At 62.6% G+C, this 13,642-nt stretch carries 16 protein-coding genes and 2 tRNA genes; 11 read left to right on the top strand and 7 right to left on the bottom strand.

Annotation, left to right across the window (positions count from 1 at the left end):
* Positions 1-87 precede the first annotated feature (87 nt).
* Together AC1D2G_RS28560 and AC1D2G_RS28555 are read left to right on the top strand one after the other, a co-directional pair.
* Positions 88-897 (top strand): ABC transporter ATP-binding protein, encoded by an 810-nt coding sequence (locus tag AC1D2G_RS28560; protein WP_095086248.1) that lies wholly within the window; start codon positions 88-90, stop codon positions 895-897.
* Positions 898-908: 11 nt separating this feature from the next.
* Positions 909-1,787 carry an ABC transporter permease gene (locus tag AC1D2G_RS28555; protein WP_477418267.1) on the top strand — a complete coding sequence of 293 codons (879 nt, stop codon included), beginning with the start codon at positions 909-911 and terminating at the stop codon, positions 1,785-1,787.
* A gap of 9 nt (positions 1,788-1,796) precedes the next feature.
* Here AC1D2G_RS28555 and AC1D2G_RS28550 read toward each other — a convergent pair whose 3' ends face one another.
* Positions 1,797-3,155, bottom strand: coding sequence for a sensor histidine kinase (locus tag AC1D2G_RS28550; protein WP_477418265.1), 1,359 nt, complete (start codon positions 3,153-3,155; stop codon positions 1,797-1,799).
* Positions 3,145-3,813, bottom strand: a complete 669-nt coding sequence (locus AC1D2G_RS28545; RefSeq protein ID WP_477418263.1) for a response regulator — start codon at positions 3,811-3,813, stop codon at positions 3,145-3,147. Before AC1D2G_RS28545 ends, AC1D2G_RS28550 begins: the two co-directional genes overlap by 11 nt.
* Positions 3,814-4,344: 531 nt before the next feature.
* On the opposite strand from AC1D2G_RS28545, the gene AC1D2G_RS28540 reads away from it, so the two are divergent.
* The 3 genes from AC1D2G_RS28540 to AC1D2G_RS28530 all read left to right on the top strand — a co-directional run bounded on the left by AC1D2G_RS28540 (position 4,345) and on the right by AC1D2G_RS28530 (position 5,433).
* Positions 4,345-4,578, top strand: coding sequence for a DUF680 domain-containing protein (locus AC1D2G_RS28540; RefSeq protein WP_477418261.1), 234 nt, complete (start codon positions 4,345-4,347; stop codon positions 4,576-4,578).
* A 62-nt stretch (positions 4,579-4,640) separates the two neighbouring features.
* A complete protein-coding gene (locus AC1D2G_RS28535; RefSeq protein ID WP_477418259.1) occupies positions 4,641-4,868 on the top strand; it encodes a DUF680 domain-containing protein in 228 nt (75 codons plus the stop codon).
* A 325-nt stretch (positions 4,869-5,193) separates the two neighbouring features.
* Positions 5,194-5,433: a DUF680 domain-containing protein gene (locus AC1D2G_RS28530; protein ID WP_477418257.1), complete on the top strand. Its 240-nt coding sequence runs from the start codon at positions 5,194-5,196 to the stop codon at positions 5,431-5,433.
* 49 nt (positions 5,434-5,482) lie between these two features.
* Here AC1D2G_RS28530 and AC1D2G_RS28525 read toward each other — a convergent pair whose 3' ends face one another.
* Genes AC1D2G_RS28525 through purM form a run of 3 tightly spaced genes read right to left on the bottom strand, consistent with a single transcriptional unit; the run spans position 5,483 to position 7,782 of the window.
* Positions 5,483-5,992: a SixA phosphatase family protein gene (locus AC1D2G_RS28525; RefSeq protein ID WP_477418256.1), complete on the bottom strand. Its 510-nt coding sequence runs from the start codon at positions 5,990-5,992 to the stop codon at positions 5,483-5,485.
* 15 nt (positions 5,993-6,007) lie between these two features.
* The gene (purN, locus tag AC1D2G_RS28520) at positions 6,008-6,721 is read right to left on the bottom strand and encodes a phosphoribosylglycinamide formyltransferase (protein ID WP_477418254.1); all 714 of its coding nucleotides are present in this window, start codon (positions 6,719-6,721) and stop codon (positions 6,008-6,010) included.
* Positions 6,718-7,782 carry a phosphoribosylformylglycinamidine cyclo-ligase gene (purM, locus tag AC1D2G_RS28515; protein WP_167392159.1) on the bottom strand — a complete coding sequence of 355 codons (1,065 nt, stop codon included), beginning with the start codon at positions 7,780-7,782 and terminating at the stop codon, positions 6,718-6,720. The genes purN and purM overlap by 4 nt, the downstream gene beginning before the upstream one ends.
* 280 nt (positions 7,783-8,062) lie before the next feature.
* Between purM and AC1D2G_RS28510 the strand changes: the two genes are divergently transcribed.
* The 4 genes from AC1D2G_RS28510 to hdaA all read left to right on the top strand — a co-directional run bounded on the left by AC1D2G_RS28510 (position 8,063) and on the right by hdaA (position 11,669).
* Positions 8,063-9,052, top strand: coding sequence for a methyltransferase (locus tag AC1D2G_RS28510; protein ID WP_477418252.1), 990 nt, complete (start codon positions 8,063-8,065; stop codon positions 9,050-9,052).
* A gap of 130 nt (positions 9,053-9,182) precedes the next feature.
* Positions 9,183-9,740 carry a CDP-alcohol phosphatidyltransferase family protein gene (locus tag AC1D2G_RS28505; protein ID WP_477305906.1) on the top strand — a complete coding sequence of 186 codons (558 nt, stop codon included), beginning with the start codon at positions 9,183-9,185 and terminating at the stop codon, positions 9,738-9,740.
* On the top strand, positions 9,712-10,917 hold the full coding sequence (locus AC1D2G_RS28500) for an AI-2E family transporter (RefSeq protein ID WP_477418250.1): 1,206 nt from the start codon (positions 9,712-9,714) through the stop codon (positions 10,915-10,917). Before AC1D2G_RS28505 ends, AC1D2G_RS28500 begins: the two co-directional genes overlap by 29 nt.
* 47 nt (positions 10,918-10,964) lie before the next feature.
* Complete coding sequence (gene hdaA, locus AC1D2G_RS28495) at positions 10,965-11,669, top strand: DnaA regulatory inactivator HdaA (RefSeq protein ID WP_457153218.1); 705 nt, start codon at positions 10,965-10,967, stop codon at positions 11,667-11,669.
* A 92-nt stretch (positions 11,670-11,761) separates the two neighbouring features.
* Here the strand turns inward: hdaA and AC1D2G_RS28490 are convergent.
* A tRNA-Pro gene (locus AC1D2G_RS28490) sits at positions 11,762-11,838 on the bottom strand.
* Positions 11,839-11,961: 123 nt separating this feature from the next.
* Between AC1D2G_RS28490 and AC1D2G_RS28485 the strand changes: the two genes are divergently transcribed.
* Entirely contained in the window at positions 11,962-12,267 is a 306-nt protein-coding gene (locus AC1D2G_RS28485) for an ETC complex I subunit (RefSeq protein ID WP_095086744.1), read from the top strand.
* Between the two features lie 46 nt (positions 12,268-12,313).
* Positions 12,314-12,390, top strand: a tRNA-Arg gene (locus AC1D2G_RS28480).
* Positions 12,391-12,409: 19 nt separating this feature from the next.
* Here AC1D2G_RS28480 and AC1D2G_RS28475 read toward each other — a convergent pair.
* Positions 12,410-13,486, bottom strand: coding sequence for a site-specific integrase (locus AC1D2G_RS28475; RefSeq protein ID WP_477418248.1), 1,077 nt, complete (start codon positions 13,484-13,486; stop codon positions 12,410-12,412).
* Positions 13,487-13,642: the final 156 nt, after the last annotated feature.

Raw genomic sequence — 13,642 nt, 5'->3', positions numbered from 1 at the left:
CGACATCGCGCCGGTGCCCGTCAGTTTTTCACGTCCGGCGGCCTTGGGCCGACGGGCGAGCGTCGGCTCGTACCCAGGAGTTCCACCATGGCCATTGAAAAAAATGCACCGGCGATCGAGCTGATCAACGTCAGCCGGCGTTTCCTTTCACCCACCGGCAAATCGCTGACAGCATTACGCGATTTCACCATGACCGTTGAACGCGGCGAATTTGTCGCCGTTGTCGGCCCGACCGGTTGCGGAAAATCCACAACCCTCAACCTTGTCACGGGGTTGGCAAGCCCAAGTGCCGGCGAGGTTCGCGTCATGGGCGCCCCGGTCACGGGAATAGACCCGCGCATCGGTTTTGTTTTCCAAAGTGACGCCTTGTTTCCTTGGCGAACGGTGATCGAAAACGTGATGGCTGGTCCACTTTTTCGCGGTAGAGCGAAGTCGGACGCTACGGCCGCAGCGCGCGACTGGCTGGCGCGTGTCGGCTTGTCACGTTTCGAGCAGCACTATCCGCATCAGCTTTCTGGCGGCATGCGCAAACGTGTGGCGTTGGCCCAGACTTTTATAAACGGACCCGAGATTCTTCTCATGGATGAGCCGTTTTCCGCGCTCGATGTTCAGACGCGCGTGCTGATGCACGAGGAATTGCTGCGCCTGTGGTCTGAGGCAAAGGCTTCGGTGGTCTTCGTCACGCATGATCTCGAAGAGGCGATTGCGCTCGCCGACAAGGTCTATGTCCTGACCGCCGGACCGGCCACGGTGAAATCTGTCTACACCATCGATCTGCCGCGCCCGCGCGTGGTTGCCGATATCCGCTACGAGCAGAGCTTCATCAATTACTCGCGCACGATCTGGGCCGACCTCAAGGAAGAGGTTGAAACCAGCTATGCGCGCGCCGCAGCCTGAGGAGTAACGCCATGACCGATGCCGCCATTGACATCAGCGCAGGAGCTTTCAGGCCGGGCACTTCGGATGCGGAAATCGAGGCAGCCGCCGCGAAGGCGGCACGGCACCGCCGCCGCACCGTGATATTCTGGCGGGTCGGCATTCTGATCGCCTTTCTCGGCCTGTGGGAAATCGCCGCGCGCCAAGCCTGGATCGATCCGTTCTTCTACGCAATGCCGAGCGCGATCGCGCAGCGGCTGTACGAATGGACGACAGAAGGAACGTCAGAGGGGCCTCTGTGGTACCACCTCTATGTCACAATGGAGGAATCGGTCATCGGCTTTGTGACTGGCTCGGTTGCTGGGATCATCATCGGCGTCGCGCTCGGCCGTAACCGGATGGCCGCCGATATCTTCTCCATCTACATCAAGGTGATCAACTCCATTCCGCGCGTGGTTCTGGCGCCGATTTTCATCATGATTCTCGGCCTCGGCCTCGCTTCGAAGGTGGCACTTGCCTTCGTGATGGTTTTCTTCGTCGTGTTCCACAATGCCTTCCAGGGCGTCCGGGAAGCCGACAGGGCGATGATCGCCAACGCGCGCATTTTGGGTGCATCCAACTGGCAGTTGACCCGTTCGGTGATCGTCCCTTCGGCGATGAGCTGGATTTTCGCCAGCCTGCATGTCAGCTTCGGCTTTGCCATCATCGGCGCGATCGTTGGCGAGTTCGTCGGCTCGCGTTACGGCATCGGCCTGCTGATCAACATCGCCAAGGGATCCTTCGACGCCGCCGGCATGTATGCCGCGATCGTCATCGTCATGGTGGTGGCGCTCGGTGCCGAATATCTGATGACCATGGTCGAGGATCGCCTGGCGAAATGGCGTCCCCAGCCACTGCATGAGACGCAGTGAGCGGCAAGCCTAGCTGCTCGCCAAAGGCAGCCTGACCTCAACCACCAGGCCGCCGGTCGCGCCATCCCCGAGGGTGACGCGGCCGCCGGTATTTTCGACGACCTCGCGCACGATGGCGAGGCCAAGGCCGCTGCCTTCCTCGGTCGATCCGGCAACGCGGTAGAAGCGCTCGAAAACATGGTCTCGTTCGTCCACTGGGATGCCAGGCCCGTCGTCGGTGACCGTCAGCACGGCTTCGTCGTCAACGGCCGCCAGCTTGACCGTGATGCTGCCGCCGGCCGGCGAATAGCGCAGCGCGTTGTCGACAAGGTTGACGATCATCTCGCGCAGCATAGTGCCGTCGCCGATGACCGGCACGGGTCCTGCCTCCTCGAGGCCGAGATCGATGTTGCGACCGATTGCTGTCGGCGCCTGCGTTTCCAGCACATGGCGGGCGGCTTCGGTCAGGTCGACGCGGTCGGCGCGCGGCCGCCGGCTGCCCGGCTCGGCGCGCGACAAGGTCAGGAGCTGTTCGGCCAGCCGCGCCAGTCTGCCGGAGCTTGCCTGCAGCGCCACCAACGCTTCCTGGCGCGCGTCGGGGACGGTTTCGCGCAGCGCGTAGCTCGCCTGCGTTGACAGCAACGCCAACGGCGTGCGCAGCTGGTGCGCCGCATTGGCGATGAAGCGCCGCTGCGCCGCCATCTGCGCCCGCACCCGCTCCATATAGGCGTTCAGCGCATCGATGAGCGGGCGGATCTCGCTTTGCGCGCCAGGAACCTCGACCGGGTCGAGGTCGCTGCGGCTTGGCGACCGCACGGCGTCGCGCAGCCTGATCAGCGGTGCCAGGCCGCGACGCAGGCCCAACAGCACGAAGATGCCGGCAATAGCCACCAGCGCCAGTTGCTGGGCGAAAGCGTTGAACCACAAATGCCGCACCATCGCATCGTGCCCGGCAAGCGTGACGCCAACCGTAACCGATATCGGCGAGTCGTCTCCGGCGCCGACCACGGTGTGGCTGAAAGTAAGCAGCCGCAGCCGGTGGTCGCGATAGGTGGCCTCGATGCTTGGGTGCTTTGGCGCTTCCGGCAGGTCGGGATAGCCGGTCAGCAGCCGCCCTTTGGCAGTCTTGACATGGTAGTAGACACTGTCGCGATCGCCGGTATCGAACATCTCGATCGCCGCCGGCGGTATCGAGGTATCGAGCACGCCGTCGGTCATGGCGACCTGCTCCGCGATGGTCCGTGCCGAACCCAACAACATCCGGTCCGTGACCAGATCGGCGGTGGCCAGCGCGTTGCCATGGCTGGTCCACAGATTGATGGTGGCGAGCCCGGCGAGCGGCAACACCACCCAGGCCAGCAACTGCAAACGGAGGCTGCTAATCCTCATGGCGCAAGAGATAGCCGAGGCCACGCAAGGTGGCGATCTGGACGCGCGACCCTTCAAGCTTCTTGCGCACACGGTGCACATAGATCTCGATGGCGCTGGGGTCGGCATCGGTCTCGAAATCGTAGATCGCCGCCGACAACGCCGCCTTGCTCACGGTGCGCCCGGCCTTGACCATCAGTTGTTCCAGCACCGCATGTTCGCGCGGTGTCAACGCCAGCGCTTCGCCGGCCAGCGAAAACAGCCGCGTGTTGGTGTCGAAGACGAGATCGCCGCAGGCAACCACCGGCGCGGTGCGGTCATTGGCGCGGCGCAGTTGCGCGCGGATGCGCGCCTCCAGTTCCTCGATCTGGAACGGCTTGGCCAGATAGTCGTCGGCGCCTTCATTGAGGCCTTTGACCCGGCCGTCGAGACTGGCATTGGCGGTCAGCACGATCACCGGGACCCGATTGCCGCGCGCTCGCAGCGTGCGCAGCACCTCCAGGCCGCCCATACGCGGCAATGCAAGGTCGAGGATGACAAGCGCGTGGCCGCCGGCGGCCAGCGCGTGCTCGACATCCTCGCCGTCATGGACGACGTCGACGACATAGTTCGCCTGGCGCAGGGTCTTGCCCAGCCAGTCGGCCAGTTCGAGATTGTCTTCGACAAGCAGCAGCCGCATTTCTATCGCTGTCTCACTATCCGCCGCCTTCAGTCTTTCACCGGATGGCCTCGGGCTTGATCGGCCGCAGCATCCGACCATGCCGACTGAATGAGCGACAGTATCGATTTCAACGCAAGGTAAATGCGGTCTTCCGGCTAATGACAACGGATTTTTTCGGGCGGGATCGGCTCATTCGGTGCCAAAATCGAACCGAACGGTTCAGCTTGCGCGCAAGCGCCCACTGTCGATCGAACCAGTCGGTTCAATTTATGTTGACGGACCGTGATGAGATGGTGAACGCCGGCTCGGCGGAATGCCATACAGTTGGCCGAGAACATCTGGTAACTATTTGATATTGATAAAGAAAATTTTGGCCGCTCCGGCTGCTGGCCCCGTTTCAAGGTCTGGACTCGGAGCGCGGAGGAACATCTTCGTGATTGGAAGTCGGCGAACGAGAAACCCATTTTGGTGTGGTCCGAGCGACGCGAAATTCCTCCCAAGGGCACGCCACTAGACGGACTGAACTGAGAACTACTGGAAGTTAAGAAAATGACCAAGATCGCTCTTACCGCCGCCGCCATGCTCGTTGCCACGGGCTCCGCTTTTGCCAGCAGCGACCACTATGGCGCCGACAATGTCAACCAGCCGGCCGTGTCCGCGCCCGCTGGTAGAATAGACCACAGCTTCACGGCTTCGATCCGTAGGCCGGTCGAGCACCACGGCTTCTGGCTGACGCCCGATTCGAACCAGCCGGAATCCGGCCAGGGCATCTGGGGCCGGTAAGCCGGCGTCTGTCCGGACCCTCCCAAACCAGAACCATCAACCTTCATTCAGGAGTATTTGAAATGACCAAGATAGCGCTCACCGCCGCCGCCATCCTCGTTACCACCGGCACCGCCTTCGCCAGCAGCGACAACTATGGCTCAAGCAACGTCAACCAGCCGGTTGCCAGCCACTCGGTTTCCAACATGGACACTATGCACACCGGCTCGATCCTGAAGTCCGAAAAGGCGCAGGCTGACGCCAATGCGAACGTGCCGCCTCAGTCTGGCCAGGGCATCTGGGGCCGCTGATCCACGACGCAGACCTTCACTACAAAGAGCGGTGGGCCTGGCCCGCCGCTCTTGTTTTTTGCGCACAAGGGATAGCCGTCAGCTAGTGCATGTCGCCCAAAAGTGGCCCGGTTTTGGGGCAACGACATGCATAAAAACAAAGGCTTAAGCGCGCCACCTGAATCCGTTTCAACGCGACGCGCTTTAGGCCCGCGCTGGGCCAACCGATCTCGCAGTCGGCAAAAAGTTCAGTCTCAAGGAATAAAACCGCACTGCCTGGGGTCTTGTCCTTAGCGGAACCGTCCTCCCAAGACGCCGCCCAACCCAAGAACCAGGAGACTTGAAAATGAACAGGATTGCCCTCGTCGCCACCGCCGTCCTCGTTGCCACCGGCAGCGCTTTCGCCGCCAGCGACCACTATGGATCCGACAATGCCAACCAGACGGTGGCCCCGGTTGCCGGCGTCGACCATGCCGTCACCGGCGCGGTCAACAACACGGATATGGCTGGCTACAAGGCTGCTGATACCAAGACGAAAGCCACAATCGACTTGCCCGAATCTGGCCAGGGCATTTGGGGCAACTGATGTCTTGAGCAGGGTGCACGGCAGGTTGCCTGTCACACCTGTCTTGCACCTAGCCTAAATCCCTCGGCCGCAGACTATGCGTCAGCCGGGCCGAGGACAGGCCGGACCAATCTCCCTCGAAGACGAAGCGCGCAAGGGATGCAGTCGGGAACTTTTCCTCGAGCCTCTTGCGCGCCTTGGCCTCCGACCCCGGCGCGGCAAGCTGGTTCGCCAGATATTCCAGGCCCGGATTGTGGCCAACCACCAGCAAGCTGTCGCTCGAAGCGTCGGCCTGACGTACCTGGCCCAAAATATCCGCTGCCGACGCATCATAGAGCGCATCGGTGAACGTGACCCGCGTGTGCGCAGGCAACTCCGCCGCAACCAGCCGCCACGTGTCGCGGGTTCGCAGCGCCGTCGACACGAGTGCCAGGTCCGGCAGCCAGTCGCGCGCCGCAAGCTCGCGCCCCATCAGCTTGGCGGCCTTCAACCCGCGCCCGGCGAGCGGCCGGTCGAAATCAGCGAGACCCGGGTCTTCCCAGCTCGATTTGGCGTGGCGAAGCAGGAGAAGCTGTTTCATCCCCATCTACCCGGCTTAGGGGGTTATCCGCGCCAATTGCTCGAGGTCGGCTTCCTCGCGCAGTGGGTCGGGCGCCATCACCACCGAGGTGGCATTGTCGGCATCGTCGGCAAAGTGGGCCAGCACGGTACGGCCGGCTGCCATGCGCGCCTTGCCCTCTGCGACCAACCCAAGCGCCAGCGGATAGAGCTGGTGCTCGGCCTTCAGCACACGGGCGGCCAGTGCATCCGCATTGTCGCCGACCATCACTGGCACGGCCGCCTGCGCGATGATCGGGCCGTCATCCATCTCGGACGTGACGAAATGCACCGTGCAGCCATGGATGCGCATGCCGGCGGCCAGCGCGCGCGCATGGGTGTCGAGCCCCTTGAACGCCGGCAGCAGGGCAGGGTGGATGTTGATCATGCGGCCTTGCCATTTCTGGACCAAACCGGGCGTGAGGATGCGCATGTAGCCGGCCAGCGCGACGATCTCGGCATTGAATGCTGCAAGTGCCGCATCGATCGCCGCGTCATGCGCCTGCTTGCTGCCATGGTTGGCGCGGGGAATGATCTGTGTGGCGATACCGCGCGCCTTGGCGACACCAAGGCCGGCGGCGTCGGCCTTGTCGGAAATGACGCCGACGATCTCGGCAGGAAAAGCCGGGTCGCTGGCCGCCGCGATTAGCGCGGTCATGTTGGAGCCGCGCCCCGAGATCAGGACAACGGTGCGTTTCCTCTGCGCGCTCATAGGCCGATCGAGCCCCGGTAGATGACGCCGGCATCGCGGCGCGGCACGATACGGCCGATCGGCGTTACCGTCTCACCGGCTTCCTGCAGCACGGCGGCAACCTGCGCCGCCTGGCCGGAAGCGACCGCCAAAATCATGCCGATGCCGCAATTGAAGGTGCGCATCATCTCTTCCGGCGCGACACCGCCGGTCCTGGCCAGCCACGAGAACACCGCGGGGACGTCGATCGCCTCGAGGTCGAGCTCGGCCGAAAAATCCTTGGGCAGCACGCGTGGAATGTTTTCGGGGAAGCCGCCGCCGGTGATGTGGGCCAGCGCCTTGATGCCATGCGTGCCGCGTATGGCCTTGAGGATCGACTTGACGTAGATGCGGGTCGGCTCAAGCAGCGCCTCGGCCAACGTCGCCTCGTCATTGAACGGCGCCGGATCGCTCCAGGCGAGCCCGCTGACGGCGACGATGCGGCGCACCAGCGAAAATCCGTTCGAATGCAGGCCCGAGGAGGCGAGCCCAAGCAGCACATCGCCTTCGACGATGTCGTCGGTCGGCAACAGCTGGCCGCGTTCCGCCGCGCCCACCGCAAAGCCGGCGAGGTCGTAGTCGTTGCCGTGATACATGCCGGGCATTTCCGCCGTCTCGCCGCCGATCAGCGCGCAGCCGGCTTGCCGGCAGCCCGCGGCAATGCCGCCGACGATCGCGGCACCCTGGTCGGGATCGAGCTTGCCGGTGGCGAAATAGTCGAGGAAGAACAGCGGTTCGGCACCTTGCACGACGAGATCGTTGACGCACATGGCGACCAGATCGATACCGATCGTGTCGTGCTTGCCGGCATCGATGGCGATCTTGAGCTTGGTGCCGACGCCGTCATTGGCGGCGACCAGCACCGGATCGGTGAAGCCGGCCGCCTTGAGGTCGAACAGGCCACCAAAGCCGCCAATCTCGCCGTCGGCGCCCGGCCTGCGTGTGGCGCGCACCAGCGGCTTGATCTTCTCGACCATCAGATTGCCGGCATCGATATCGACGCCAGCCTCGGCATAGGTGAGCCCGTTCTTGCGCTTGCTCATTTCTGGCGCTTGCTCATCGTTGTTTCGTTTGCGGGCTCTTCGCATGAACGGCTTCGCCCCGCAAGGATGACGGTGGGATGCCGAAGTTTTGCCCCGATAAAAAGCGTGGAGAGCGGGTTTTTCGGCGGCGGTGGCGCCCCTTGTGTGAAATCCCCGCTGTCCTTGCTTTTTATCGGAGGCAAAACCCCGTACCTCCGTCTGCGCCTTCACCCCTTTGCATCCTTGTGTCTGTCTGTTGTTGGTGCTCTGTTGCTTCGCATCAGGCATCCGGGGACAGGCCATGCCCAATCCGTCGCAACAGATCATGAGGCTAGGCTTTGGATTCGCCGTGTCACAGGCGTTGCGCGTAATTATCGAACTCGGCATCCCCGATCTCCTGGCTGTCAGCGAGCAGTCGGTGGATAAACTTGCGGCTGCCACTCAGTCGGATGCTGACGCGCTTTATCGTGTAATGGGACTTCTCGCGCCGGAAGGCGTCTTTAGGGAAGTACTGCCCCGTCATTTCGAATTGACGGAGGTTGGCGCCGCGCTGCGCTCCGATAAGCCGGGTCCCAGTGACTTCGTCCGCATGATCAACGGTGAGGCCTATCTTGCCTTCGAGCAGCTCCTGCATTCTGTCCGCACCGGAAAGCCAGCCTTCGATAAGGTGTTCGGGAGCCCAAGGTTTGACTGGCTGTCGGAACACCCGGAGCAGGCTGCCTTGTTTCAGCGTGCAATGGTCGCCTTGAGCCAAGGCAGTAACGAGGCCGTTGCCGAAGCTTATGACTTCAGGCCGTTCACACGGATCGTCGACGTTGGCGGCGGACATGGTCAGCTTCTCTCGGCGATCCTGGCCCGCAACCCCCATTTGAGCGGCGTGCTTTTCGATCTGCCTTCGGGCGTCGCGGCAGCCCGCCAGGGTGCCGGAGGCGACCTGCCGCGCACCGAATTTATCGCAGGTGATTTCTTTGAAAGCGTTCCCACCGGTGACGTCTACGTCATCAAGAAGGTCGTTCACGATTGGGACGATGGGCGTGCCGCGGAGATCCTGCGAAATTGCCGCAGGGCAATGTTGCCGAACGGAAAGGTGCTTGTGGCCGAGACCCTCGTGCCGCCAGGTGACGAACCGAACCAGATCAAGGGTATCGACGTGGTCATGCTCGCCGTCACTGGCGGCCTGGAGAGGACGCAGGTCCAATATGCAAGCTTGTTCGACGCCGCTGGGCTACGCCTTGAGCGAGTGATTCAGACCCGAGGACCCATTTCCATCCTTGAGGCGTCTGCAGCCTAACCAGAGAATATCAATGTGAGCAGTCGCGGTGCCTCGCCGTCCAGCTACCTTTGCTATGGGTGGCGCTTCTCCCTTGCGATCCCCTCCGTCTCCCATCATCTATCAGCATGCAAACCCGACAGGCGCGCATTTGACCATCCCCAACCTGATCACCATCCTGCGCCTGGTTCTGGTGCCAGCGGTGGTGCTGGCGATGCTGCAGGCGCGCTGGGACTGGGCCTTTGCCGGCTTCCTCATTGCCGGCATTTCGGATGGCGTCGACGGCTTCATCGCCCGTCGTTTCAATCAGCAGTCCATGCTCGGCGCCTATCTCGATCCGATTGCCGACAAGCTGCTGCTGGTTTCGGTCTTCGTCGTCCTGGGCTTCATCGGGCAATTGCCGCTGTGGCTGGTCGTCACCATGGTGTCGCGAGACGCGCTGATCGTCTGCGCCGTTGTGTTGTCGTCGGTCATGGCCCATCCAGTCGAGATGAAGCCGCTTTTCGTGTCGAAGGCCAACACCGCTAGCCAGATCGTGCTGGCGGCGGTTGTGCTGGGCGAACTTGCCCTTGCCGTTCACCTCGACCCTCTGCGGCCAGCCCTCATATTGCTGTCCGGGGTCTTGACCGTGGCTTCGGCCGCGGCCTATCTCGTGGCTTGGCTGAGGCATATGAGCGGCTATGGCGAAGGCTCCAATCCGGACATCTGAGAGAGAAGCGGCGGTTGAGAGAGAAGCGGCGGTGATCGAGGCTGCGGCTGCCGATCTCGCCGCATCATCCACCTTCCGCCGGCAGATATTCTTCTGGCTGGCCGGCGCGGCCGTGCTCGCACTTTTCCTCTATGTCTTCAGTGCCATCTTGTTGCCCTTCGTTGCTGGCATGGTGCTTGCCTATTTCCTCGATCCGGTCGCCGACCGGTTGCAGCGGCTCGGCCTGTCACGCTTCATGGCGACTGTGGTCATCCTCATCACCTTCCTCATCGTGCTGGTGCTGGCCTTCGTCGTCCTCATTCCCGTGCTGGCGACGCAGATGGCCGATTTCGCCGGCAAATTGCCGGAATATCTGACCCGGCTGCAAAGTCTGATCACGTCATATGATCCGAAATGGCTGGAACAGAAATTCGGCGTCAACGCCAATAGCTTGCGCGACGGGCTGAATTCGCTGCTGACCTCCGGCTTCGGCCTGCTCACCACGGTCTTCACCTCGATCTGGAGTTCCGGCGTGGCGCTGGTCTCGGTGGTCAGCCTGTTCGTGGTGACGCCGGTGGTTGCCTTCTACATGCTGCTCGACTGGGACCGCATGGTTGCGGTCATCGACAGCTGGGTGCCGCGCGACAATGTCGCGACGGTGCGCGCGATCGCCAAGGACATCAACACCGCAACAGCCGGCTTCGTGCGCGGCCAGGGCACGCTGTGCCTGGTGCTGGGCGCCATGTACGCCACCGGGCTGACGCTGACCGGGCTGAATTTCGGCATTCTTATCGGCCTGTTCGCCGGGCTGATCTCCTTCATCCCCTATGTCGGCTCGCTCACCGGACTGGTGCTGGCCGTCGGCGTCGCCTTCGTCCAGTTCTGGCCGGACTGGACGATGATCGTCGCCGTCGCGGTGGTGTTTTTCATCGGCCAGTTCATCGAGGGTAACATCCTGCAGCCACGGCTGGTCGGCAAGAGCGTCGGCCTGCATCCGGTATGGCTGATGTTCTCGCTGTTTGCCTTCGGCGCGCTGTTCGGCTTCGTCGGCCTGCTGATTGCCGTGCCGGCTTCGGCGGCAGTTGCCGTGCTGGTGCGGTTTGCCATAGCCCGTTATCTGGAATCGCCGCTCTACAAGGGCCACGGCAGCACCGCGCCGGAGCTCCCGGCCGATCGGCGCAAGGCCATCAAGCCATGATTCGGCCGGTGACCAGGTTCCTTGCCGGGCCGCATGGCTGAGCCCGTATGAGCGACCAGAAAGCCGACCCGCCGCGCCAATTGCCACTCGATCTCGGCCATGGCACCGGCTATTCGCGTGACGACCTCGTCGTCTCCGGCACCAATGCGCAAGCGGTGGCTTTGGTCGACCGTTGGCCGGACTGGCCCTCGCCGGTCGTGGTGCTGGCCGGTCCCGCCGGCTCCGGCAAGACGCATCTGGCTTCGATCTGGCGCGCGCGCGCCAACGCGGTGATGGTCGACGCCAGGCGTATCGGTGACAGCATCGCCAATCTCGGCGCCCGGCCGGCACTGATCGACGATGTCGATACCGGCGCGGTGGACGAGCAAGGCCTGTTCCATCTGATCAATGCGGTGCGTGGTGCGGGCTCGACGCTGTTGTTGACGGCGCGCCGCTTTCCCTCGGCTTGGGGTGTTGCGCTGCCTGATCTGGCCTCGCGGCTGAAGGCGGCGGCGACGGTCGAGATCCATGAGCCTGACGACGTCCTGCTCGCCGGCGTCATCACCAAGCTGTTCGCCGACCGCCAGGTCGAGGTCGAGCCGCATGTCGTGCAGTATCTGGTCCGCCGCATCGAGCGCTCGCTGGCGACCGCGATGCGTGTGGTGGAACGGCTGGACCGCACAGCGCTCGAGCGCAAGACACCGATCACGCGGGCATTGGCGGCCGAAACCGTCAGCGCCATGGACGAGGGGCAGGGCGAGTTCGAGATCTAGGATTTCCCAATGGGGCAAGGCCCATAACCGGGATCGGCGCAACGTACCGTTCGTTGCACCAGCGGCGCCGACATTGCATGTCGATGAGAGGATGGTCGGAGTGGAGAGATTCGAACTCCCGACCCTCTGGTCCCAAACCAGATGCGCTACCAGGCTGCGCTACACTCCGAACGGTCTGTTGCCTATTCATTTCGGTGTTGCATGGCAAGTGCAAAAACCTTGCCGTGTTGCGCATTGCGCAGTAATGACGACGCAGGGTGGCGATGCTGCCTTGCACAATAACGAGGTGGCCATGTCCGCGCGCATTTTCAGCCCAGCCAAAACCGCGATGCAGTCCGGCAAGGCCAAGACCGGCCATTGGGTGCTGGAATTCGACCCCGAGATGCGCAAGAAGATCGACCCCTTGATGGGCTACACTACGTCGGGAGACATGAGGAGCCAGATCAGGCTCACCTTCGATACGAGGGAAGAAGCGGTGGCCTACGCCGAAAAGGAAGGGTTCGCCTTCCGCGTCGAGGAGCCGAAAGAGACCAAGCGCCGCCAGATTTCCTATGCCGAGAATTTCCGCTATGACCGCAGGACGCCCTGGACGCATTGACCGGCGGCCAGCGTCAAGTAATCAGCCGGCCCGGCGGCCGGCCAGCGGTCCCGTAGCTCAGCTGGATAGAGCACCGGCCTTCTAAGCCGATGGTCACAGGTTCGAATCCTGTCGGGATCGCCATCTACCTTTCTGCGATTAATCATTTCAATGCCTTACGGTCTTTTTTGTCCAACCTTATCTTGCGGTTGGGAAAATCCTGTTCACGATCTGACCTGTCCGGCATCGAATCGACGGCCTGGTCGGCGAGCTTCATTTGGTCCGCAGCTCGCGTATAGCGCCCGACTTCCTGCAATGTCGCATGGCCGGTGAGAGCCTGAATTTGGTTCGTGCTGCGGCCAGCATCCGCCAAGCGTTTGGCCGCCGATTTGCGCAATCCGTGCGCCGATCGTCCTTTCAGCCCAGCCGCATCGCACCATTCGCGAAAGAGATTGCCAAACCCGGCCGGCGAGAACGGTGCACCATTTTCGGTTACCAAGAATGTCAGGTTCGTCCGCTCTGTGTGGGCCAGGGCGTCAGCAAGCGCCTTGTGGATTTTCAATTCCAGCCTGGCGCCGGTCTTCGATTGACGGACAGCGATGCGGTTTGCGACAACATGCTGCCACCCCATCCGTACGACGTCGCCTCTACGCTGGCCCGTGTATAGCAGCAGTGCCATAGCCAGGCGCGCGCGCGTGCCAATCGGATGCGCCTTCTCATAGGTGGCGATATCGGCTTCAGACCACGTCGCGAACCCTTTCGTGGCCACCTTGAAGCCCTTGATGCCGCGCGCCGGATTGCGCTCGATCATTTCAATGTCCATTGCAAAGTCGAGCAGCAACCGGAGCGCCTTCAGCAGGTTATTCGCAGCGTGCGGAGTAGACGCCATTGCGCCGATGATAGCCTTCACGTGCTTGCGCTCGATCAGCCTGACAGGATCCGCGCCGGCCTTGCGAACGAAGCGATCGATGATGCCGCGGCGCACGGCCTTGGTGGAATCCCGCAGGCCAATGAATTCAGGTGACTGGTAGTAGGCGAGGGCCAGTGCGGCCATGCTGCCCGGCTTGTGGCGCGCTGACCCTATGCGCTGGCTGGCCGCCCTCACGCCCGCAAGAGCGTCCTGATACTCCTGCCAGAATTCTTCGGTGTCGATTGGCGCGTGCAGATAGGTCGAATAGAGGCCTTTGCGAAAGCGCAGGCGCGTCTTTCCGTGCCTGTCCGGTGCCGGGCTGACATGCAAGGGGAGACCGTGTCTATTTCGCCTCGCCATCGCTCAGAAACCTGTCCCATGGGTTCGACGTGTCTGCGACCTCGCGCCTGTCATCGGCCGCAGTAATCACTTGGACGCCGGTCTTGGTTGTCACATACGAAAAAACGGTCAGGCCGGCCGCTTGAG

It is taken from the genome of Mesorhizobium sp. P2_C7 (assembly GCF_056404515.1).
This window is presented reverse-complemented; position numbering and strand designations above follow the sequence as displayed.